Source organism: Arthrobacter sp. K410C (assembly GCF_059090105.1).
In genome coordinates this window covers 22769-45070 of record NZ_JBNHFJ010000009.1, presented here as the reverse complement: position 1 = coordinate 45070, position 22302 = coordinate 22769, and the positions used below count along the sequence as shown (strand labels likewise).

21 protein-coding genes are annotated in these 22302 nt (G+C 66.2%); 12 read left to right on the top strand and 9 right to left on the bottom strand.

The window, feature by feature from the left end; all coding sequences use genetic code 11:
* Window positions 1-24 precede the first annotated feature (24 nt).
* The 5 genes from AC5RU7_RS13760 to AC5RU7_RS13740 all read left to right on the top strand — a co-directional run bounded on the left by AC5RU7_RS13760 (window position 25) and on the right by AC5RU7_RS13740 (window position 4474).
* Complete coding sequence (locus tag AC5RU7_RS13760) at window positions 25-1095, top strand: amidohydrolase family protein (protein WP_494011308.1); 1071 nt, start codon at window positions 25-27, stop codon at window positions 1093-1095.
* An 11-nt stretch (window positions 1096-1106) separates the two neighbouring features.
* The gene (locus AC5RU7_RS13755) at window positions 1107-2099 is read left to right on the top strand and encodes a fumarylacetoacetate hydrolase family protein (RefSeq protein ID WP_494052692.1); all 993 of its coding nucleotides are present in this window, start codon (window positions 1107-1109) and stop codon (window positions 2097-2099) included.
* Window positions 2100-2244: 145 nt separating this feature from the next.
* Complete coding sequence (locus AC5RU7_RS13750; RefSeq protein ID WP_494052691.1) at window positions 2245-3435, top strand: 4-hydroxybenzoate 3-monooxygenase; 1191 nt, start codon at window positions 2245-2247, stop codon at window positions 3433-3435.
* 98 nt (window positions 3436-3533) lie between these two features.
* Complete coding sequence (locus tag AC5RU7_RS13745) at window positions 3534-3740, top strand: hypothetical protein (protein WP_494011311.1); 207 nt, start codon at window positions 3534-3536, stop codon at window positions 3738-3740.
* 476 nt (window positions 3741-4216) lie between these two features.
* The gene (locus AC5RU7_RS13740) at window positions 4217-4474 is read left to right on the top strand and encodes a DUF3072 domain-containing protein (RefSeq protein ID WP_494011328.1); all 258 of its coding nucleotides are present in this window, start codon (window positions 4217-4219) and stop codon (window positions 4472-4474) included.
* Between the two features lie 49 nt (window positions 4475-4523).
* Here the strand turns inward: AC5RU7_RS13740 and AC5RU7_RS13735 are convergent, their stop codons facing one another.
* Entirely contained in the window at window positions 4524-4727 is a 204-nt protein-coding gene (locus tag AC5RU7_RS13735; RefSeq protein WP_494011329.1) for a hypothetical protein, read from the bottom strand.
* 366 nt (window positions 4728-5093) lie between these two features.
* Here AC5RU7_RS13735 and AC5RU7_RS13730 point away from each other — a divergent pair, with 366 nt between their 5' ends.
* Both AC5RU7_RS13730 and AC5RU7_RS13725 read left to right on the top strand, forming a co-directional pair.
* Window positions 5094-6380, top strand: coding sequence for a glycosyltransferase family 87 protein (locus AC5RU7_RS13730; protein WP_494052787.1), 1287 nt, complete (start codon window positions 5094-5096; stop codon window positions 6378-6380).
* Between the two features lie 28 nt (window positions 6381-6408).
* On the top strand, window positions 6409-7668 hold the full coding sequence (locus AC5RU7_RS13725) for a glycosyltransferase 87 family protein (protein WP_494052690.1): 1260 nt from the start codon (window positions 6409-6411) through the stop codon (window positions 7666-7668).
* Window positions 7669-7671: 3 nt separating this feature from the next.
* Here the strand turns inward: AC5RU7_RS13725 and mptB are convergent, their stop codons facing one another.
* Window positions 7672-9264 carry a polyprenol phosphomannose-dependent alpha 1,6 mannosyltransferase MptB gene (gene mptB, locus AC5RU7_RS13720; protein WP_494052689.1) on the bottom strand — a complete coding sequence of 531 codons (1593 nt, stop codon included), beginning with the start codon at window positions 9262-9264 and terminating at the stop codon, window positions 7672-7674.
* Window positions 9265-9554: 290 nt separating this feature from the next.
* Between mptB and AC5RU7_RS13715 the strand changes: the two genes are divergently transcribed.
* A complete protein-coding gene (locus tag AC5RU7_RS13715; RefSeq protein WP_494052688.1) occupies window positions 9555-11081 on the top strand; it encodes a SulP family inorganic anion transporter in 1527 nt (508 codons plus the stop codon).
* Between the two features lie 46 nt (window positions 11082-11127).
* Here AC5RU7_RS13715 and AC5RU7_RS13710 read toward each other — a convergent pair whose 3' ends face one another.
* The 5 genes from AC5RU7_RS13710 to AC5RU7_RS13690 all read right to left on the bottom strand — a co-directional run bounded on the left by AC5RU7_RS13710 (window position 11128) and on the right by AC5RU7_RS13690 (window position 15878).
* Entirely contained in the window at window positions 11128-12249 is a 1122-nt protein-coding gene (locus AC5RU7_RS13710; RefSeq protein ID WP_494052687.1) for an NAD(P)/FAD-dependent oxidoreductase, read from the bottom strand.
* Between the two features lie 84 nt (window positions 12250-12333).
* On the bottom strand, window positions 12334-13377 hold the full coding sequence (locus tag AC5RU7_RS13705) for a Gfo/Idh/MocA family protein (RefSeq protein WP_494052686.1): 1044 nt from the start codon (window positions 13375-13377) through the stop codon (window positions 12334-12336).
* A complete protein-coding gene (locus AC5RU7_RS13700; protein WP_494052685.1) occupies window positions 13377-14156 on the bottom strand; it encodes an amino acid ABC transporter ATP-binding protein in 780 nt (259 codons plus the stop codon). Before AC5RU7_RS13700 ends, AC5RU7_RS13705 begins: the two co-directional genes overlap by 1 nt.
* A complete protein-coding gene (locus tag AC5RU7_RS13695) occupies window positions 14153-14941 on the bottom strand; it encodes an amino acid ABC transporter permease (protein ID WP_494011336.1) in 789 nt (262 codons plus the stop codon). The genes AC5RU7_RS13700 and AC5RU7_RS13695 overlap by 4 nt, the downstream gene beginning before the upstream one ends.
* Window positions 14942-15020: 79 nt before the next feature.
* Window positions 15021-15878, bottom strand: a complete 858-nt coding sequence (locus tag AC5RU7_RS13690; RefSeq protein WP_494052684.1) for an ABC transporter substrate-binding protein — start codon at window positions 15876-15878, stop codon at window positions 15021-15023.
* Window positions 15879-16051: 173 nt separating this feature from the next.
* Between AC5RU7_RS13690 and AC5RU7_RS13685 the strand changes: the two genes are divergently transcribed.
* Complete coding sequence (locus AC5RU7_RS13685; protein ID WP_494052683.1) at window positions 16052-17158, top strand: LacI family DNA-binding transcriptional regulator; 1107 nt, start codon at window positions 16052-16054, stop codon at window positions 17156-17158.
* A gap of 35 nt (window positions 17159-17193) precedes the next feature.
* On the opposite strand, the gene AC5RU7_RS13680 is transcribed toward AC5RU7_RS13685, so the two are convergent.
* The gene (locus AC5RU7_RS13680; protein ID WP_494052682.1) at window positions 17194-18345 is read right to left on the bottom strand and encodes a GGDEF domain-containing protein; all 1152 of its coding nucleotides are present in this window, start codon (window positions 18343-18345) and stop codon (window positions 17194-17196) included.
* 149 nt (window positions 18346-18494) lie between these two features.
* On the opposite strand from AC5RU7_RS13680, the gene AC5RU7_RS13675 reads away from it, so the two are divergent.
* From AC5RU7_RS13675 to AC5RU7_RS13665, 3 genes are all read left to right on the top strand, one after another.
* On the top strand, window positions 18495-18731 hold the full coding sequence (locus AC5RU7_RS13675) for a zinc-ribbon domain-containing protein (RefSeq protein WP_494011340.1): 237 nt from the start codon (window positions 18495-18497) through the stop codon (window positions 18729-18731).
* Window positions 18732-18967: 236 nt separating this feature from the next.
* Complete coding sequence (rsgA, locus tag AC5RU7_RS13670) at window positions 18968-20131, top strand: ribosome small subunit-dependent GTPase A (protein ID WP_494011341.1); 1164 nt, start codon at window positions 18968-18970, stop codon at window positions 20129-20131.
* Window positions 20132-20226: 95 nt separating this feature from the next.
* A complete protein-coding gene (locus AC5RU7_RS13665; RefSeq protein ID WP_494011342.1) occupies window positions 20227-21255 on the top strand; it encodes a LacI family DNA-binding transcriptional regulator in 1029 nt (342 codons plus the stop codon).
* A 2-nt stretch (window positions 21256-21257) separates the two neighbouring features.
* Here the strand turns inward: AC5RU7_RS13665 and AC5RU7_RS13660 are convergent, their stop codons facing one another.
* On the bottom strand, window positions 21258-22301 hold the full coding sequence (locus AC5RU7_RS13660) for an arabinan endo-1,5-alpha-L-arabinosidase (RefSeq protein WP_494052786.1): 1044 nt from the start codon (window positions 22299-22301) through the stop codon (window positions 21258-21260).
* Between the last annotated feature and the right edge of the window lies 1 nt (window position 22302).

Here is a 22302-nt window from a genome sequence, read left to right as displayed (position 1 = left end):
GATGCCAGCAGTTAAGGAACCCGCATGAGCACCCGCCCCGCAGAATTCCCCACGGTGGACGTCCACGCCCATATCCTGCTTCCGGCCCTTCAACAGCTGGTGGCGGAGGCTGATCCCGAGGGCTTCGGCGCCCAGCAGGCCCTGGAAGTGCGGCGCAACGGACCCGAATCGATGGCAGCTTCGGGCCGGATGATCAAGGAGCGCTGGCCGCAGCTGACCGACCTGGACCGCCGGCTCGCGGACATGGACGCCCAAGGTGTGGACGTGCAGCTGATCTCGCCGTCGCCGTCGCACTTCTACTACTTCGCAGGCGAAGAACTGGCACTGCAGGTAGCGAAGTCCGCAAACCAGGCCGTGCGGGAATTCGTTGACCGCGCCCCGGAGCGGCTCCACGGCCTGGGCCTGGTCCCGCTCCAGCACCCCGCCTTGATGGTGGAGGCCCTGGAGCACACGGTGCTCGAGTGCGGCCTGCTCGGGGTGGAAATCGGGTCGTTCGCCGCCACTCCAGCCGACGCGGAACGCAGCACTGTTGAGCTGTCCGACCCCCGGCTGGAACCGTTCTGGAGCCGGGCCGAGGAGCTGGGTGCCCTGGTGTTCCTGCACCCGTTCGGATGCTCCCTGGATGAGCGGCTGGACCGTTTCTATCTCGCCAACACCGTCTCCCAGCCTGCGGAAAACGCCGTGGCACTGTCACACCTGATTTTCAGCGGGGTACTGGACCGGCACCCGGACCTGAAGGTCCTGGCCGCGCACGGCGGTGGCTACCTTCCCACCACCCTGGGCCGTTCCGACCGCGCCTGGAAGGTCCGGACGGAGGCGCACGGCTGCGCGCAGCCGCCGTCCTCCTACCTGAAAAAGCTGTACTTCGACTCGCTGGTCCACAGCCCCGCTGAGCTTCGGGCGCTCGTGACCGCCGCCGGGCCGGAGCAGGTGCTGCTCGGCTCCGATTACCCCTTCGACATGGGATCCGACCTGCCCGTGGACGAGGTTGTCGAGGCACGCCTTCCCGCAGAGGACGAGGCCCGGGTGCTGGCCGGCAACGCTGCCGCCCTTGGCATCACGCCCGCTTCAGTCCCCGCCGCCCGCCCAGCCTAAGGAAGATTCATATGGTCAAGATTGCTCGCTGGAATGACGGCGACGGGATCCAGTCCGGCTTTGTGGACGGCGGGAACTGCTACGCCCTGCCCGCCGGCCAGGACGTCCAGACGCTCCTGGACGCCGGTCTCGAAGAAACGCTGAACATTGCACGGCAGGTTCTGACTTCAGGCGTTGCCTCTTCGCTGGCGGACGTGCAGTTACTGGCCCCGCTGGTGCCCGCCACCATCCGGGACTTCGTCGCGTTCGAGGAACACGTGGAAGGCGTCCGGAAGAGCATCGACGGCGTGGCCGGTGTGGTGCCCGAATGGTACGAGGCGCCCACCTTCTACTTCACGAACCCGCACACCGTGACAGGAACGGGCGAGGTGATTGGTATTCCGGCGGGCTGCGAGGACCTGGACTTTGAAACCGAAGTGGCGGCCGTCGTCGGGCATGTTCCCGGCAGCGACGGCCGCAACCTAACCGCAGCCGACGCGCACCGGCACATTTTCGGCTATACCGTGCTTAACGACTGGTCCGCCAGGGACCTGCAGCGCCGCGAGATGAAAGTCAGCCTAGGCCCCTGCAAGGGCAAGGACTTCGCCAACACACTAGGCCCATGGATCGTCACCGCGGACGAGTTTGAGGACCGCCACGACGCCGAAGGGTTCCTGCCCATCTCCATGGCCGTCGAGGTTAATGGCCAGCGCATCGGGCAGGACATGCTCTCCAACATGGGTTGGCCGTTCGCCGAACTGGTGGCCTACGCGTCGCAGGACTCCGTGGTGCGGCCCGGCGACGTGCTGGGCTCCGGCACATGCGGCAGCGGCTGCCTGGCTGAACTTTGGGGTCGGAACGGAGCAAAGACTCCCCCGCCCGTGAAGACCGGCGATGTGGTCCGCATGACAGTGGAAGGAATAGGCACCATCGAGAACGCGGTGGGCGCACGACGCGAGGCCGTAACCCGTGTGGCCGCCCGTACCCGTCCAAGGACGGGCGAAGAATCGCCGGCCCACCGATAGGTGCCAACGCGGCCTTCAAAGGGCGTGTACCCAGGACCGCCAAAAACTCTTGTAAGCGAGGCGCCAGTCGTCCTGTTGAGGCACACGCCACGTAACACACTCAGGCGCCGCGACTGCGGAGCCCCGCAACGAAGCGAGACGAACCATGGCAACACGTAAAACCATCACTACCCAAGTGGCCATCATGGGATCCGGACCCGCCGGTCTCATGCTCTCCCACCTACTGGCCAAATCGGGCATCGACTCCACCGTGATCGAAGTCCGCAGCCACAAAGACATCTCCGAAACGGTGCGCGCAGGCATCCTCGAGCACGGCACGGTCAACATGCTCGTGGACAGCGGAGTTTCGGACCGTGTCCTCCGTGACGGCGACCGCCACGACGGCATCGAACTGCGCTTCAACGGGGAAAGCCACCGCGTCGACTTCAAGGACCTCGTGGGGGAATCTGTCTGGCTGTATCCCCAGACGGACGTCTTCCTGGACCTCGCCGCCCGCAGGAAGGCCGACGGTGGCGACGTCCGCTACGGCGTCACGGACACCAGCGTGCATGACCTGGAAGGAAAGCCTAAAGTCTGGTTCACCGACGCCGGGGGCGCGAAGTTCGAAATCCAGGCCGACTTCGTGGTGGGTGCGGACGGCTCCCGCAGCCACTGCCGGTTCCAGATCCCCGAGGCGCACCGGAAGTGGTACTTCCACGAATACCCGTTCGCCTGGTTCGGCATCCTGGCCAAAGCCCCGCGCAGTTCCGATGAACTGATCTACGCCAACTCCGCCAACGGCTTCGCCCTGATCAGCCAGCGCACCGAGACCGTCCAGCGGATGTACTTCCAGTGCGACCCGAAGGAGAACGTGGCCGACTGGGATGACGACCGGATCTGGGCCGAGTTCCGCAGCCGGGTAAACGGCAACGGCTTCGAACTCAAGGAAGGCCCGGTCATCGAAAAGATGGTGCTGCCATTCCGCAGCTTCGTCCACGCCCCCATGCGCCACGGCAACCTCTTCCTGGCAGGCGACGCAGCGCACACCGTTCCGCCCACCGGTGCCAAGGGCCTGAACCTCGCGATCCATGACGTCAAGGTGCTCTTCGAAGGATTCGACAGCCACTACAACTCCGGGTCCGGCCGACTGCTGGAGACGTACAGCGACCGCGCCCTGGAACGGGTATGGAAGGCCCAGCAGTTCTCTTACTGGATGACCACCATGCTGCACACCCCCACCGACGCAGACGATTTTTCCCGCGCCCGCCAGCTCGGGGAACTCAGCTCCGTGGTCTCCTCCCGGCATGGACTGGCCTACCTGGCAGAGGCCTACACCGGCTGGCCGGGCGCCTTGTAAAGCTGTCTCTACCCAAGAACCGGGGCCGAAATGGGACGTGCTGCCGACGTAAGCGCTCCGCCGCAGCACATGCGAGCAGTCAAGAGATGATGCGCCGCATGAAACCCATCGTCACCCGCCCGACTACTAAGCCGAGACTCGAAGCAGCAGCGGTAAAAACTTCGTTGCAATTGGCTGCCGGCATCGACGACGTTGTTGCCTCGCCTTGGCTTGGACTTCACTACAAGCACGAGTTTCTGCTGCACTACAAGCACGAATCGCTAGAACTGGCAGTCAGCATGCCAGACAGGCCGAATTATGCATGATGCTGCGACCCCCGAGAAGCTCAGAGCATAAAGCCTGGCGCCAGTTTTAGCTGGACTTGGCGTTTAGAGCGTACGCGCGAGCGGGCAGGCCAACGGTTCGCTTTCCAGGAAGGGCAACTACCCTTCGCATACAGGTTGGTTCACAGGCGATCGTTTGTAGCGCCAAACACTGGAGCCCGATGCCTGCCGGAAAGTGGGCGAGGTTGAATACGGCCCCCTGGTAGCCGGAATTGATAGGTCCGAAGACCGGGCTCACGGGCCCGCATGTCGTTCAGATAAGGCACACCCAAAGCTGACGTCAGGCAACTACGTACAGAGGGTCGGAATGGGGTCCCTGCGGCATTTCCGGACGCCGTCGTAGGCAGGTCTTAGATCTATATCTGACAGACGAATCACGCTGCAGCCCAGGGGCGCGGCCGGATCAAAAGGCAAGCATGCTTCCCAAAATGTCCCACCCCGCACCTAAACTGCTAGCCATGGACAACAACGGCAAAGACACCATCGGCAGCTCCACACCTGAGCCGGATGCAGGCCTCAACCGGGACCCGGAAGACTGGGTGACAGGGGACGAACCCATGACAGCGGCGCAGCGCAGCTATCTCGATACGCTCGCACGGGAGGCAGGGGAAGAGCTGCCCGCGGATCTCAGCAAGGCGGAGGCATCCAAGCACATCGACCGGCTGCAGCAGCGCAGCGGCCGGGTGTCGGGTGACGGGGATGGCGCCGCGAGCTAGCGGCGGCACCTGGAGCGCCGGCGGAAGAGGCCGGCATCCAGGAAGGGGCCTACCAGGCCTGCTGTTCCCGCGTGAGGCCGAAGGGCACGGACTCGCTCAGGGAAATCGTGAACTTGTCGGCGGCATGCCGCGTGACCAAAATGCCGTGCCGCCGGTCGGCAAGGGCACGTGCCTTGGCGGCGGAGACGGCAGCTTCGAGTTCGCTGTCCATGCTTTGGCGGTCGGCCACGGTGAGGGTCAGGGGGAAGTTCATGGGTAGAGCCTTAGGTAGATCGCGGGGAGAGGGGAAGGGCAAACCGCCTGCGCTCCCCAAGGCTGCAGACGACGAAAGGCACCTGGGTGCCGTCCGATCATGATGCCGGATCATCGGAACGCCAACAACTGGAGAAAAATAACCGCAGGTCAGAGCGGATAGCGTTTTCCGTCGCAGGGTGATTACGGCGTCCAATGGGCGGTCAACTAAAGTTGAATCCGGGGCGGACGCTGACTCTCAGCCGGCTCCGATGCCACAGACACCGCCACGCGGCAGAACCAAGCACCAGCGCAACACCACACGTGTGCCACAACTGACAAGGATCCCGCCATTTCCACCGACGTTCTCTTCGGCAATCTCACCAGGATCCGCAATGTCATCCTTCCCGCACCCGTCCGGGCCCGGCTGAACACGGGACGCGGACTGCTGGGCGGATTCATCGTGGTCCACCTTGTCTTCCTCATCTTCTCCGCGTCACTCTCGCTGCGCGGCGAGGCGTTCAGTGACACCTTCATCTACCGCGACTGGGCGATGGCCGGGTTCGACGACGCCAACCTCACCGGCGGCCCCAGCCCCTGGGTCTACCCCATCCTGGCGCTCATCCCCATGGCCATCGCAGGCATCGCCGGGCCGGGACCGTTCTTCTTCCTCTGGGTCCTGATGACCACCCTCCTCAACGGCTGGGCGCTCCTGAAGCTCACCGGACGCGGCCGCCACACGGAAGCGATCCCTGCCGGCTGGTGGTGGCTGGTGTTTACCTTCCTCATGGGCTGGCTGGGGTTCGCCCGCGTGGACGGCCTCACCGCCCCGCTGGTCCTGGTGGCACTGGCCTACGGTGTCAACCAGCCGTTCATCGCCTCCCTCCTCCTGGCCATTGGCACGTGGGTGAAAGTCTGGCCGGCGGCCGTCATGCTGGCCCTCTTCGCCGTCGTTAAGAACCGGATCCTGGTGGTCCTGGCAGGAATTGCGACGACGGCGGGCGTCGTCGCGCTGGCAGCGGCAGTGGGCAGCGTCCCCAAGCTGCTGAACTTCCTCACCCAGCAGGGCGACCGCGGCATGCAGCTCGAAGCCACCTTCACCACGCCCTGGCTCTGGCTGTCTGTCCTGAACGTCGGCGATTCCCGGATGTACATGAACACCGCCATCAACTCCATGCAGGTGGACGGGCCGGGCACCGCCGTCATGTCCGTCCTCATGCAGCCGCTCCTGATCCTGGCTGCACTGCTCGTGGCCGGCATGACCTTCTGGGCCCTCCACAATGGAAAGCAGCACAACGGAAAGATCAGCGGCGGCGTGGACCGCACCGAGCTGCTCCTCGCCGGCGCCCTCACCCTCGCCACCGCGTTCGTCGTCTTCAACAAAGTGGGCTCGCCGCAGTTCATGGTCTGGCTCGCCCCCGCCGTCGCCGTCGGCCTGGCCCACAGCTGGCGCGACTGGCGCGTCCCGGCTGCCATGCTGATCGTCATCGCCGTCGCCACCTACTTCATCTACCCGCTGTTCTACGACGCACTCAGCCACAACAACCCCTGGATGGCCCTGGTACTCACCATCCGCAACGTCCTCCTGGTAGTCCTGTTCCTGTGGAGCGTCCGGCGCCTGTACCTGCTGGGCAAGAAGGCTCCGGCCGCCGCCCCTGCGCTCAAGGAGTCCTGAGATTTCCGCGAGGTTCTTTGACCGCCTGGTGACGGTCCGCAGCAAAGTCCTCCCCGCCCGGGTGGTGGACTGGTTCGCCCGCCCGTCCAGCGTGTGGTGGGGCTTCGCCGTCGTCCATCTCTACTTCCTGGGCTGGATGGCGTCCTTCTTCCTGCACGGCGACACGTTCAGCGACACCGAGCAGTACCGGCAGTGGGCCCTGACCGGGTACAACCCCGCGGACCTGGACGGGAAGATCAGCCCGTGGGTCTACCCGGTGCTGGCGCAGATCCCCATTTTCCTGGCGAACATCGCCGGGCCGGACCTCTACCTGCTGGCCTGGTTCCTGATCATCACTGCCCTCAACGCCGTCGGGCTCCTCTACCTGACCCGCGGCCCGCGGAAGGTGACCGGCACTGCCCCGGCCTGGTGGTGGCTGTTCTTCACCGTCTTCATGGGCTACCTCAGCTTCGCCCGGGTGGAGGGCATCACCGCACCCATCGTGCTGATCGCACTGCTTTATGCAGCCGAGCGGCCGGTAGTGGCCGGCGTCCTGCTCAGCATCGCCACCTGGATCAAGGTCTGGCCGGCCGCCGTGCTCGCGCCGATCGTGATCGCCAGCCACAAGCGGATCCAGGTGGTCCTGTCCGGCGTTGCCGTGACCGCCGTCGTCACCCTGGGCACGTGGCTGTCCGGCGGCCTGCCGCACATTCTGGACTTCCTCCTGAACCAGGGCGAGCGCGGCATGCAGCTCGAAGCCACCTTCTCCACGCCGTGGGTGTGGCTGAGCGTGTTCAATATTGCCGGCTCGAAGATGGCGGACAACACCGCCATCAATTCCACCGAGGTCTACGGTCCGGGCGCCGCCACCGCCGCGGTCCTGATGCAGCCGCTGCTCATCCTCGCCGCCATTGGAGCGGCCATCCTGCTGGTCCGCGCCATGAAGCGGGGTGCCGAACGCGAGGAACTGTTCCTCGAAGGCTCCCTCATGATGGTCACCGCGTTCATCGTCTTCAACAAGGTGGGCTCGCCACAGTTCATCATCTGGCTGGCGCCGGTGATCATTGCCGGCCTCACGCACGACTGGGAGCGCTGGAAGGTCCCGGCCGCGCTGCTGATGGGCATCGCCATGACCACCTTCGTGATCTACCCCCTGTTCTACACCCCGCTGATCCATGCCCATCCCGTGATGGCAGCCATCCTCACTACCCGCAACGTCCTGCTGGTGGTGCTGCTCTGGTGGTCGGTGCAGCGGACGGCGGAACTGGGCCGGAAATCGGCCGCCCCGGTTCCCGCCGCGAACGCCTAGGGATCAGCGGCTGACCGCGCGTTCCCGCTGCGCGAGCAGCCACTGCCAGCCGCGCCGGGCGAGGTCCCAGGGCTTGCCCTGGATCAGCAGCTTGCGGGTGTGCACGTCCAGGAACAGCAGGTAGAACGTAAAGGCGAGCGCGGTAAAGAACGCCAGGGTGGACGCATCGACGGGAAGCTCCACGAAGGACCATACGGACAGCTGGTCCTGCGCGCCGAACACCACGAAGAACGTGACGCCCACGTACAGGGAACGGATCTGCCAGTCGTCGCGGATCCCGGTGACGGCCAGGAACGGCAGGAACCAGAGGATGTACCAGGGCTGGATGATGGGTGAGAGCATCACGACGGCGGTGAACGCCAGGGCCATCCGGCGGACCGCACGGGAGTAGTCACCGCGGAACATCAGCAGCAGGACAAGCGCGATGGCGGCCCATTTCATGCCGGTCCGCAGCCAGGTGGCGAGCGTGCCGCCCGGCAGGCCCAGCGCGTTGGCGAGCATTTCCACCTGCTGGCCAAGGAAGCCGGACGGCGAATACCCCGTGTAGCCGGGGGTGGGGTCCATGATGGCCCAGGTCCAGCCGATGCCCAGGTTGTAGGGGATGCCGCTGAGGAGCAGCACGCCGAAGCTGAGTCCCGCCGTCGCGCCCCACATCAGGAACTTGCGCGGCCAGGTGGCGGACGGCCCCGCCCACATCACGCCAAGGAATGGCAGCAGGAGGACAGTGATCGGCTTGATCCCGATCGACGCGGTCACCAGGAGGATTCCCAGGATGTACCGGCGGGTGGCGGCAAAGTAGACACCGGCCACGGCAAGGCCCACCATCAGGGCATCGTTGTGGGCGCTGGCGATGAAGCTGATCAGGAACAGCGGGTTGGCCACGGCGATCCAGAGTGCCCGGGCGCCGTTGATGCCGTGCAGCTCCGCCAGTTTGGGCACGTAGATGACGCAGAGCAGGACCCCGACGCCGGCCAGCAGGCGGAAGAGGAGGACGGAGACGTCCGGCTGCGCCCCGGTCAGTCCCACCACCCCGCGTGCCAGCCACAGGAAGTACGGCCCGTAGGGTGTCCGGTTTTCCGCCCAGGCGGGGTCGGCGCCGAGGGCGAACCAGTTGCTGAGCGTGGAGATGCCCACTTCGTAGGGGTTCTGGCCCTCCTGTACCAGCCGTCCCTGGCCAGTGTAGGCGTAGACGTCCCGGGAGAAGACGGGCACGCAGAACAGCAGGGGCAGGGACCAGGCGGAGATGGCAATCACCACTGACCGCAGGGACGATTTCCCCCACTCGGCCAGGCGCTGGCCCAGCCGCAGCCAGGACCGCATCAGCACCATGGCGCCAACGGTCAGCAGGACGGTGGAGACGGTGACGCCCCAGCCCTCAGTGCGGAGCGCGATGACCACGGGCTGGCGGATCATGGGCGAGCCGTTGGCGATCCAGCCGGTTCCGATGGAACCGACGAACATCATGAGAGCGCCGACGAACCCTTCAATGATTGCCAGGTAGGCGCGTCCTGTCGCGGGCGCGGAGGCCCTGACCGGCGCGGCTGGCGCTGCCGGCTGGCTCTCCGAAGTCCCGAGATGTGACCCGCCTGCAGTCATGATTGTGTCTGGTCCCCTACTTCGATACGGCGCTGGTTGGACCAGCAGAAAGGCCGCCCTGCAACCCGGCCATTTTATCAGCAGGCCTTCCGGCCGCCCCCGGGCTGCGGGCGCCCGGTAAGGCACAGTTTGGCAACAGGGCGGGCTGCGCGTTCCGCGTAAAGTTGAAGGGGCTCGGTTCGGCAGCACGCTTGCGCCGCCCGTGCCCCCAGTTTCGAGCGCACCGCGGCGCCCCTTTCCCACCACCTGAAGGTTCCCCACGCGCCTTCCCAACCTGAACGGAGCCAGCCATGGCCGTATCTGCCGCTTCCCCGGTTGCAGCGCCTCCGCCCCAGCAGCTGCAATCGGTCCGGGCCACGCTCCGCTCCCCGCGCCGGCTGAAGACCGAGGCCCTTGCGGGCCTGGTGGTTGCCCTTGCCCTGATCCCGGAGGCTATCGCCTTTTCCGTGATTGCGGGCGTGGACCCGAGGATCGGCCTGTTCGCGTCCTTCACTATGGCCGTGACCATCGCGTTCGTCGGCGGACGTCCGGCGATGATCTCGGCAGCCACCGGGGCCGTGGCGCTGGTGATCGCTCCCCTGATGCGCAGCCATGGGCTGGACTACCTCATTGCCGGGGTGATCCTGGCCGGGGTGTTCCAGATCCTGCTTGCCGCCGCGGGGGTGACCCGGCTGATGCGCTTCATTCCCCGGTCCGTCATGGTCGGCTTCGTCAATGCGCTGGCCATCCTGGTGTTCATGGCCCAGCTCCCGGAGCTGGTTGGCGTCCCCTGGATGGTCTACCCCCTGGTTGCGGTGGGCCTGGTGATCGTGGTGGGCCTGCCGCGGATCACGACGGCGGTGCCCTCGCCGCTGGTGGCGATCGTCCTGCTCACCGTGTTTGCCGTCCTGGCCGGCGTGGACGTGCCCACCGTCTCGGACAAGGGGCAGCTTCCGGAGAGCCTGCCGTCACTTTTCCTGCCGAACGTCCCGCTGACGTGGGAGACCTTCCAGATCCTGGCCCCGTTCTCGCTGTCCATGGCCCTGGTGGGGCTGCTGGAGTCCCTGATGACCGCCAAGCTGGTGGATGACATCACGGACACCCGGTCCAACACGACCCGCGAATCGTGGGGCCAGGGCGTGGCGAACATCGTCACCGGGTTCCTCGGGGGCATGGGCGGCTGTGCCGTGATCGGCCAGACCATGATCAACGTGAAGGGGTCGGGCGCGCGCAGCCGGGTGTCCACCTTCCTGGCCGGCGTCTTCCTGCTGCTGCTCGTGGTGGTGCTGGGCGACGTCGTCGGACTCATCCCCATGGCCGCGCTGGTGGCCGTGATGATCTTCGTCTCCGCCATCACGTTCGAATGGCACTCCATCGCGCCGCGGACCCTCCGACGGATGCCCAAGTCCGAAACCGCCGTCATGCTCATCACCGTGGCCGCTGTGGTGGCCACCCACAACCTGGCCATCGGGGTGGGCGTCGGCGTGCTGGCCGCAATGGCCATGTTCGCCCGCCGCGTGGCCCACTTCGTCACCGTGGAACGCACGGTGCTTGAGGTCAACGGGCAGAACGTGGCCACCTACACCGTGGACGGCGAGCTTTTCTTCGCCTCCTCCAATGACCTCTACACGCAGTTCGAGTACGCCCTGGACGCGGCACCGGACATCCACCGCGTGGTGGTGGACCTGCACGCCTCGCACCTCTGGGACGCCTCCACCATCGCCGTCCTGGACGCCGTCACCGAGAAGTACAGGCGCCACGGCCGCGAGGTGGAGCTGATCGGCCTGAACGCTGCGAGCGTCTCGATGCGGGAGCGGCTGGCGGGGAAGCTCAACTAGGTACCCTCGGAAAGGGCCCTGCGGCTCCCCCGCCGGCCGTCCTGGACTAGGAGAACCGCCCCGGCCGGAAGGTGCCGAGCATGGGGTGCTTCCTGCCGGTCAGGATCTCCCCGGCCAGGAGCTCACCGGCAATGAGGCCCAGGGTGGCACCGGAGTGGGTGAAGGCGACGAAGCAGCCGGGCACCTGCCCCAGTTCGCCAAGGACCGGCTCGCCATCGCCGGGGATCGGCTTGTAGCCAATCTTCCAGGATGCAGGCTTGAGTTCCGGGTTACCGGCAACCAGCTTCGACGCCTCGTCGGCCAGTTCCTGCACCACCTCATCCGGGATGCTGAAGGAGCCGTCCGCGTGCTCGGTGATGTGCTCCTCGTACCAGTCGTGGTCCAGCGCGAAGGTGCCGCCGGGGTTGGGCCTGAGCGCGGCGCGGGGGGTGTTCATCACCGCGGCGACCTCGTGTTGCACCTGCTTGGTCAGCACCAGCATGGACACCGGCGAACCGTTGGGGATCCGGATGCCAAGGGGTTCGACGACGGCGGGCGTCGCCGCGCCGCATGCCACCAGGACAGCGTCGGCCGGGTAGGTCCCGCCGGCGGCCGTTTCCACGCCCGTGGCGCGTCCCTCCTCCACCATCACGGAAGTCTTGCCCGCGTTCAGGACGAGTTCACCGCCGCGGGAGTGGAATTCCTCCATGAGGAAGTCGATGAGGTCGGGCAGGCTGACCCAGCCCTCGCCGGGGTTGAAGATGGCCTTGTCCGGTACAGAGGCGGCGTCGATGCCTGGGGTAACGGACGCGATGTCACCGGGAGAAAGGAGCTTGGAGTCGTAGCCGATGGACTTCTCGTAGGCGTGCCGGGCCTCGGTGTCATCCTGCTGTCCTTCGGCGTTCCACATCAGGCCGCCGCCGAACTGGAGCCATTCCCGAGTGGGGTCAGCGGCAAAGAGGGTGCGGTACCGGTCCACGCCGGCAATCCGCAGCTGGTGGTAAGGGGTGGACCGCTCGCCTGCGGAGTTGAGCCACGACAGCGACCGCCCGCTGGCTTCGCTGGCCAGGCCGCGTTCGGTCAGCAGGATCACGGAGGCGCCTTCGCGCAGCAGGTGCACGGCGGTGGAGACTCCCAGGATGCCGCCGCCGATGATGGCGACGCGCTTGGCGGATGCTGCAGAGGACATGGTGTCCCTTTCTGTGAAAAACATGATGATGGGAACGCTGTTACGCGTTGAGGAGGAAGAGGTGGAAGGAACCGGACGGCGGAATCAGGTTAGGGCGTGGATGCCCTCGATCACCCTCAGCACCTCAAGTGGTTCGGCCGGGTCCACGGGCAGTGGGTCCTCCCCCCGCAAGGCTCCGGAAAGCTGCACATAGAACTGCGGGTACGCACCGCGCTCGGGTTGTACGGGCTTTGCTTCGCCGTCCACTCCCAGGAGCCCCCAAGACTCCTGGGATTCAACCCCATAGGCAGGGTCCGACGGCGGCATGCCGGCAGCAAGGGCGGGTTCCTGGCTGTCCAGGCCCCATTTGGTGTAGCCACTTTGGGAGCCGAGGACGTGGAAGCGGGGGCCCGGCTGGGCGGCCATGCCGTTCATCCACAGCCTCGAGCGGACACCGGACGCGTGCAGCAGCGACACGAAGGCTTCGGTGTCGGCGGCATCGGGGTGGGGTCCATGGTTTGCCGTCTCCCCGTAGCTCCTGTCCACCGGGCCGAACAGCTGGATGGCCTGGTCAATCAGATGTGCCCCCAGGTCGTGCAGGATGCCGCCGCCTTCGGCGAGGGAGACCGTGTCCCGCCAATTGCCGAACCCTTCGGGACGCCACCACTCGAACCGTGATTCGTAGCTGCTGACTTCCCCGAGGGCTCCTGATGCCAGGACCTTCCGGAGGGTCAGGAAGTCGGCGTCCCAGCGCCTGTTCTGGAACACGGTGAGCTGCACGCCACCGTCGGCTGCCCTGCTGATCAGTTCCTCGCCCAGGTCTGACGTGGGCACGAACGGCTTGTCCACTACTACGTGCAGTCCATGGGCGATGGCCGTGGCGGCCAGCCCGAAGTGGGTGTCCGGCGGAGTGCCAAGGATCAGGAGGTCGAGGTTTCCCGCCTCCGCGAAGAGCTCCTCCGGGGTGGGCAGGATCCGGGCCTGCGGATAGAGCCTGGCTGCCTCGGCCACCCGTTCCGGGTGTGAGGTGACGATGACGTCGAGTGAGAAGCCTGGATTCGCGGCGATCAGCGGCGCGTGGAACACGCGGCCGGAAATTCCAAAGCCGACGACGGCAGTACGGATGGGTGCCGCTGTAACGGTCCGCATCAGAGCACCTCGGAGAGGAACCGCTGCAGGCGTTCGCTGCGGGGGTTGTCGAAGAGTTGGGCGGGTGTTCCTGCTTCGACTACTTCGCCTTCATCCATGAAGACCACCTGGTCGGCCACCTTGCGGGCGAAGCCCATCTCGTGGGTGACCACCAGCATTGTCATCCCGCGGCGGCCAAGCCCTGCCATGAGGTTCAGGACGCCCTTGACCAGTTCCGGGTCCAGCGCGCTGGTGGCTTCATCGAAGAGCATGACCTCGGGTTCCATGGCGAGCGCACGGGCGATGGCAACGCGCTGCTGCTGACCGCCTGACAGGTCCCTGGGCCGGTGGTCTGCGCGCTCCGCAAGTCCCACTTCGGCGAGTCCGCGGCGGGCGCGCTCCATCGCTTGGGCCTTGGGCATGCCCTTGACGCTCCATAGCGCCAGTGCCACGTTCTCCAGGGCGGTGTGGTCCGGGAATAGGTTGAAGTGCTGGAACACCATACCGATGCGTGTCCGAAGAGTATCGGAATTGGCGTTGAGGGTGCTTTCGCCAGCCAGCAGCACGTCGCCGCTCCTGGGTTCGTGCAGCCGGTTGACGCCGCGGAGCAGGGTGGACTTGCCCGAACCGGAGGGACCGATGATGCAGGTGGTGGTGCCCGGGGCAACCGTGAGGCTGACGTTACGCAGGACCTCGATGTCCCCATAGGCCATTGTCAGGTTGCGCAGTTCCAAGCTCGAGCCGTGGAACGTCTGGACGTCCTGGGACGCGTTGTTGCTGGTGGTGGTTGGCAGGTTCATGTGTTGCTCCCGGTGATGAGCGGCGAGGCCGCATCGAGTTCCTTGACTTCGTTCAAACCGCTGGTGGGCGGTGCGGCACGGCGGCGGCCGGTGCGGAACCTGTTGTCGAAGTAGTTCACCAGGTGCGTCAGCGGAACGGTGATCACCAGGTACAGGATGCCGGCAGCGACCAGCGGGGAAAGGTTCCCGGACAGCACGGCGGCGTCCTGTCCCACGCGGAAGAGTTCGCGTTCGGTGACGAGCAGCCCCAGGAAGTAGACCAGGGAGGAATCCTTGACGATTGCGATGAACTGGTTTACCAGCGCCGGAAGCACCCGGCGGATGCCCTGGGGCACCACAACAAGTGCCATGGACTTGGCGTAGCTCATGCCCAGGGCCCGGCAGGCCTCGCCCTGGCCCTTGTCCACGCTGAGAATGCCAGCACGGAAGATCTCGCCGATGTATGCGCTGGCGATCAGGCTAAGGGCGATGATCCCCAGGGGGTAGGGCGAAGGACCAAAAATCGATTGGCTGAGGCGTGCGAAGCCCTGGCCGATCAGCAGGATGGTGAGGATGGCGGGCAGGCCGCGGAAGAGGTCCGTGTAGATCCTGGCCGGAACCCGCAGCCACTTGGACGGTGAAATGCCCATGACGGCGACCACCATTCCCAGCACCGTGCCAAGGACGGTTGCGGCGATGGAGATGATCAGCGTGTTGAGAAGGCCGACCGCCAGGAGTTGGGGCAGGACCTCGGCCATAGCGCCGAAGTCGAAGAAAGTACGGATGATGGTGTTGAACCAGTCCATGGTTGCTCTCAGACGTAGATTGTTTGGAGGTTCCGGGCGGGCCGCTTGAGGCGGCCCGCCCGGTCAGATGTCCGTAGGACTACTTGGCCGGCTCAGCTGCGGCGGTCTGCTCGGCCTTGGGCAGGTACTGCTCTGGCATCGGGGAGCCCGGGAACCACTTCTGGTAGAGCTCCTTCCAGGTGCCGTCTTCCATCGCTTCGGCGAGGCCCTTGTTCAGGGCCTCCTTGAAGGCCGTCTTGCCCTTGGCCACGGCGAATCCGGCCGGGGCGTCGAAGGACGGGATGTCAGCCGCGCTGACCAGGCCGTGCTGTTCCTGGTAGGCCTTCGCGGCCTCGTAGTCCAGGAAGTGTGCGTCCACGGTGCCGCTGTTGACCGCTGCGATCGCGGTGTTGTTGTCCGGGAAGCGGACCAGGCTGGCGGACGTGAAGTTCTTCACGGCGTAGGCTTCCTGAAGCGTGCCTTGAACCACGCCGAGCCGCTTTCCTGCCAGGCCGTCGGCGCCGGTGATGCCGGAGGTCTTGGTGGTGATCACGGTCAGGTAGCCGGCAAGGTAGCCATCCGAGAAGTCCACGGTCTCCTTGCGCTTGTCCGTGATGCCGATCGCGGCCACGCCGGCGTCGAACTGGCCGTTTGCCACGGCGGCCAGGAGCCCGGAGAAGTCCTGCCCGGTGAAGACCACGTTGTCTACGCCGGCGCGGTGGGCCACGTCCTTGAAGAGTTCCACGTCGAATCCCGTGAAGTTGCCAGAGGCATCGGCAAATGTATAGGGCTTCGAGTCGCCCAGGCTGGCCACGCGGATGGTGCCGGGCTGGATCAGGCCGTAGGGATTGTCCTCGGTGGTGGAGGCGGGGGTGGTAGAGCCGCAGCCGGAGAGCGCCAGGACTGCGGCCAGGGCAGCCGCGGCGATGCCGGCGGGGCGGAAGTTCAGCTTTTTCACAGCGTTGTCCAATCGTTGATGGGGAGGCGGTGCTGTCAGGGCCGCCAAAGAAAGTGGCCGATGCTTCTTGTTGAGTCCGGTCTCACCCTCTAGGATTGAGACCGGACTCACATCGATTGATAGAAATGTAGCCTAAGTCACAGGGGCCGTCAACAGCCCGTCGAAAGGTGAAGATGAACGGTGAAGGAGCGAGGCGGCGGGACGTAACCGTTGCCGACGTGGCAAAGGCAGCCCAGGTGTCCAAGGCCCAGGCCGCCAGGGCACTGGGTAACTACGGTGCCGTCAGCGATGACGTCCGTGAACGTGTCCTCGCCGCAGCCGAGGCACTGTCCTACCGTCCCAACGAGCTTGCCCGCAGCATGAATACAGGGAAATCCCACACCATCGGCGTAGTGGTCGGCGATATCGAAAACCCCCATTTCGGACTTGCCACCCGGGGCATTACCGACACCGCCAAGAAGGCTGGCTACAACGTCATCCTGGTCAACACTGACGAAGACCGGGGGGCTGAAGTTGACGCCGTCCGGGTCCTGCTGGACAAGCGCGTGGACGGCCTGATCGTTGCCCCCGCATCATCGGTGGATACCGGGCACCTGCAGCAGGTGCACCAGTCAGGCCGCCCCCTGGTCTTCATTGACCGGACCGGCGGAGACCTGGGCGTGGAGACGGTAGCGGTGGATATGGCGAAGATTTCGCTGGAAGCCACGCAGCATCTTCTCGACGCCGGCCACCGCAGGATTGCCTTCATTTCCACGCTGCGGACCGAGGCTCCCTACGCCCCGGGAATGACGCTGGATTCTTCCCAGATAGCGGACCGTTTGGAGGGAATGCGGAAGGCATTCCTGGCGGCTGGCCTTCCGTTCCCGGAGGACCTCGTCCGGCTCAATGCCGGCGACGCAGACTCCATCCGCAGCATCACCCGGGAAGTCCTTCGCGGGCCGGAGCAGGCCACTGCAGTGGTTGCTTCCGATGGCCTGATTGCCCTCAGCGTGGTGGAGGCGATCCAGGAACTTGGGCTGTCCATTCCGGCCGATGTTTCATTCCTCATGTACGACGACTTCCCCTGGACCCGGCTCACCACACCACCCCTGACCGTGATCGCCCAGCCGGTTTACAACATGGGTGTGGCTGCAGCCAAGGCGCTGATCCGCCAGATGGAGGGCCTTGCACCTGCCCCACCGTCACACTTCACGGCAACTCTTGTCCGGCGCGGTTCGGTGGGACCCTGCCCGGCTGTGGGGCAACAACCGCAGGAGCAGCTCGCGGCCAGGCTGAGCTAGGCCTCGGCCGGGGGCGGCGTCCCGCTTGGCTCTCCCTACAGGAGCCGGTCGCTGCGGGCCGTTCGGTTCCGGCCCTCTGACTTTGCCACGTACAAAGCCGCGTCGGCGGCGGCGATGACGCTCTCCACGTCGGATGTATCGGCGTCGTACATGGAAATTCCGTAGCTGACAGTGGGCATCTCCATGCCGTCGGCGGCAGGTCCGGCGGCGAGCCGGCGGCTGATCTCCTTAGCGATCAGCTCGGCACGCTCGGCGCTGGCACCGGGGATCAAGAGCACGAATTCTTCACCGCCATAGCGGCCCACCAGGTCGGTGGACCGGACCGTTTCGGTGCAGGACTGGGCGAACCGCTGCAGCGCCCTGTCCCCGGCGGCGTGGCCGTACGTGTCGTTAACACCCTTGAAGTGGTCCAGGTCTGCCAGAATCAGGGCGCCGGAGCCGCAGGTGATGGCCCGGTCGGAGAGCAGCTCGGCGGCAAGGTCGATGAAGGCCTTGCGGTTCAACAGCCCGGTCAGGTCGTCACGGGAGGCCACCACGCGGAGGGCGCGGGTCTGCTGTTCACTGCTTAGCGCGGCCATGCTGAAAGACACCACTACCAGCAGCACCATGGTCACCAGAGTGGTCACCGCCGAGCCGAACACGGTGGTGAACGTGGGCCCGTTCTGCCCCTCGACCAGGAACGCGATCCACCGGAGGAAGTAGAAGGCGGCCAGGCCCCCGGCCGCCACTGCCATGGGAATCCGGACCCTCGAGTAGCCGGGCTCCAGGCGCCACAGCTCCCGGGATGCCAGCCCAATGCTGACACTCATCGCGGCGAGGAACACCGGACCGCCGGACCAGGTATTCGTGGCCGGGCTGTCCACCACGGAGGCCACCAGCGTTACCAGCGGGATCCCGGTGAACGCCCACTTCGGCGGCGGCACAGTCCGCAGCGACCGGGCACCTGCCCACACCGCTACCCCGCCGTGTACCAGCATCACGTTTCCCAGCGGGTTGGCCCACACCTGGTGGACCGTCCCGTCCAGCAGGAAGCACGCGGATCCGGCGAGGAAGAACACGAGCGCCAGGCACCACCAGCCGCTGTACGGCGAGCGCGTGATGCGGTAAGCGGAGAAGTAGAAGAGCACCACCAGGACCAGCGCCATCAGGCCGAAGGCGATCCTGAGCGTGGTGGTGTCCAGAACCATGTCTTCGAAGTCCCCCCAACGCCGAATGCCTGTGCCGACCCTCAGTATTGCACCGCAACGGCACGCGCATCAGCAGTCGTACCCATGAACAACCGCGGCGAAACCGCCTAAGGTGGTTCGATAAGCACAGGACCACGAAAGGCCCCGCCATGCTCCTCCTCTTCGGCTTCAAGACGGTACTCAAGGCGCTCCCCGGCAAGCCTGCAACCTGCCAGTACTGCCGCTCCTTCGTCCACCACCACCTGGAAGAGCGCGCCACCAAGTTCACGCTGTTCTTCATCCCGGTGTTCACCACGTCCCGGAAATACAACATCACCTGCTCAAACTGCGGCTACGTCTCGTCCATCTCCGGCCGGCAGAAGCGGGCCCTGGAACTGCAGCGCTAAGCTTCCCGTTTGGCTCTGGCCCCCCACGGCGGCCGCGGCTAGAGTGGGACACGGTCGCCCCTGCCGTCCCCGGCAGAGCGGAGAGGACCCCTGGAGGGAATGGAGGTGGTTTTGATGACTGCAGCTGCCGCGCGCCCGGAGCGCCCCGCATCCATCAACCAGCCCCACTCCCCCGCCTGCATCAGCGTCGCCTGACGCGCCCTGGTGCATCGGGAGATCTTCCCGAGGAAACCACAGTGAACACTTCTTCAGGCAACGCCCTGGACAGTACTGGAATCAGCAACAAGTTACTTTTCGAAGGCCCCACCGCCTTTGGCTATGCGGCGCCAGTAGCGCGGCATTTCAACGAACACCCGTGCCCCGGCGCCACCGGACGAGGGCGGGTGGTCCGGGTGGACCGCAACCGGCTGCTGGTCGCCGTCGGCAACGGCCTCCTGCGCCTTCCCTACCCCCTGGCCGGCGGCGTTCCCGTCACCGGCGACTGGGTGTGGACCGGCCCCAACCGCGCCGGCGAACGCCAGATCCTGGCCGTCCTGCCGCGCCTGTCCGAACTCAGCCGCAAGCGCGCTTTCGAGGATTCGTCCGCGGAACAGGTCCTGGCGGCGAACATGGACGTGGTGGGTGTGGTGGTGCCGGTGGACCGGCCCCTGACCCACAACCGGCTGGAGCGGACCCTTGTGGCTGCATGGGACTCCGGCGCCACTCCCCTGGTGATCATCACCAAGGCCGACCTCGCCGCCGTGGCGGACGACGTCGTCGGGAAAGTCATCCTCCAGGCCGCCGGGGTGGACGTGGTGACCACGTCCGCAGAAAAAGGCGACGGCATCGACGAACTGCTGCAGCACATCCCTGCGGGCGGCACCATCGTGCTCCTGGGACCGTCCGGCGCAGGCAAGTCAACGCTGATCAACGCGCTGGTCGGCCGCGAGGTCCAGCACACCGGTCCGGTGCGCTCCGGCGACTTCAAGGGCAAGCACACCACCACGTCCCGGGAACTGGTGCCACTTGCCAACGGGACCGTGCTGATGGACACGCCGGGGGTGCGCGGCTTCGGGCTGTTCGACGCCGAGGACGGCCTGGAGGAGATGTTCGGCGACGTGGAGGAACTGGCTGCGGGATGCCGGTTCTCGGACTGCTCCCACCAGGGCGAACCAGGCTGCGCCGTGCAGCAGGCCCTCGCGGACGGCACCCTTCCCGAGCGGCGCTGGCACAGCTACCGGAAGCTGCAGCGCGAGCTTGCCGCCCTGGCCCGGCGCAGCAGCGTGGCCGCCCAGCGGGCGTACCACCGGGAGTGGCACCAGAAGGTGGTGTCAGCCGGGAAGTCGCAGCGCTGGGCGGAGCGGGACCTGGCGGAACGGCAGGACCGCGCCGGCGGGAAGGACCGGAAGCGGCGGCGGTGAGGGTCCGGGGGCCGGGAGGAGCGCGCTAAAGGCGTTCAACGTTGTAAAATCAGCGTAACCGGCCTCCGGGCCTCAGACCTTTTGCAGGGGGATCCATGGCGGCCACGCTCCACGATGTTGCCCGGGTTGCGGGCGTGTCCTTCAAGACGGTGTCCAACGTCATCAACAACCACCCGCATGTCCGGGAATCCACCCGGGCCAAGGTCCAGCAGGCTATCCGTGAACTGGGCTACCGGCCCAACCTCACGGCCCGCAGCCTTCGTTCCGGACACACCGGCGCCATCACGCTCGCTTTGCCCCAGCTGAGCCTTCCGTACTTCGCCGAGCTGGCCGACGCCGTGATCGAGGCGGCGGCCAAGTGCGGGCTGGTGGTGCTGGTCGAGCAGACCGGCGCGGACCGCGACCGGGAGCTTGAGGTCATGGCCAGCCCACGGCTGAAGATGTCCGACGGCCTGATCTTCAGCCCTCTGGCGCTCGGGCAGGAGGACGCGGACCTGATCAAGGCCGAGGTGCCCATAGTGCTCCTTGGAGAGCGGATCTTCGGCAGCGCTTCCGACCACGTCACCATGCAGAACGTGACGGCGGCCCGCGCCGCCACCGAGCACCTGCTGGACCTGGGCAGGAAGCGGATCGCCGTGGTGGGCGCCCACGAGGGTGAGGTCATCGGTTCCGCCGGCCTCCGCCTGCGGGGTTACCGCGAGGCCCTTGAGGCGAGGGGCATTCCGTACGACGACGGCATCGTGGCCTACGTCGTGGACTGGCACCGGTCCAACGGCGCCGCCGCCATGCACGACCTCCTTGACCGCGGGGCCGGGTTCGATGCTGTCTTCGGGTTGAATGACACGCTCGCCCAAGGCGCCGTGCGGGTGCTTCAGGAGGCCGGGTTCCGCGTGCCGGACGATGTGGCGGTGATCGGCTTCGATGACCTCGATGAAACCCGGTACTCCCTTCCCACCCTTAGCACCGTGGACCCGGGCCGCACGGAGATTGCGGAGACTGCCATCCGGATGCTGATGGACCGCATCAAGGACCCTGCCGGAATGCCGCCCCGAGAGGTCGAGACGGCATTCCAGGTGGTGCCGCGGGAGTCAACTGTGGGACGCGCACAGGCCATCCCCGCGTAGGCCTACTCCCACCGCACCGTTGGCCAGCGGTCCTTCCACTCCAGCTCGGCAAGCCCCAGCCGGAAGGCGCCGTCCAGTTCCTCTGCGTAGTAGTGGAAGGCGAGGACGTTCCCGGAAACGGACTGCCCGCCTGGCCCCACGCGCCCGGCCTCGGATGCCAGCAAAGGCGTGCCGCCGCCGTCGAGCAGGTCCTTGCCGTCCGCATCCACGTAGGGGCCGGTGATGTTGTCCGACCTCCCCACGGCGATGTTGTACGTGCTCTCCAGCCCCTTGCAGCAGAAGTCGCGGGAGAAGAAGAGGTAGTAGGCGCCGTCATGCGGCAGGATGTAGGGCGCTTCGATCGCGTTGGGCGGGGCCTTCCGGTCCGCGATGGCCACCGGTTCTTCCGTCCCTGCCCGCAGGCCGCCCGGCCACTCAAGCTCCACCAGCTGCAGCCCCGTCCAGAAGGAGCCGAAGGACAGCCAGGGCGTGCCGTCCTGGTCCTCGGCAATGCCCGGGTCGATCGCATTGAAATGCTCCCCCTTGGACGAGATCACCTGGCCCCGGTCCACCCACTCATAGTCGGGGTCCGCGGGATCCAGCGTGGTGTTGGTGGCCAGGGCGATGACAGAAAGGTTCCTGCCGAACGTCGAGGCGGAGTAGTAGAGGTACCAGGTCCCGTCATGCTCGTAGAGTTCCGGCGCCCACAGGTTGTCCACCCCCGGCACCGCCTCGGTAAGCCATGCAGGCTTTTCCTGCCACACTTCACCGGCATACTCCCAGTCCACGCCGTCCGCGGACCGCCTCACCTGGATGTTGCCGTCCGCCACCTGCCCGTTGCCGGTGGAGTAAATGAACCACGGCTCCCCCTCCTCCCCCTTGACCAGCGCAGGATCGTGGGTGAAGAAATCGCCCGTGAGCCCGGCGGGCTTCGCCTCGGTCGCCGTGCCGGGTGCCGCACATCCGGCGAGGAGAAGGACGACGGCGGCGAGCGCCGCTGCCAGCCAGGCCCCGGGCCATGTCCTGGGCGGGCGGCGGGCAGCGGCGCGTTTGGCGTGGAACGGCACG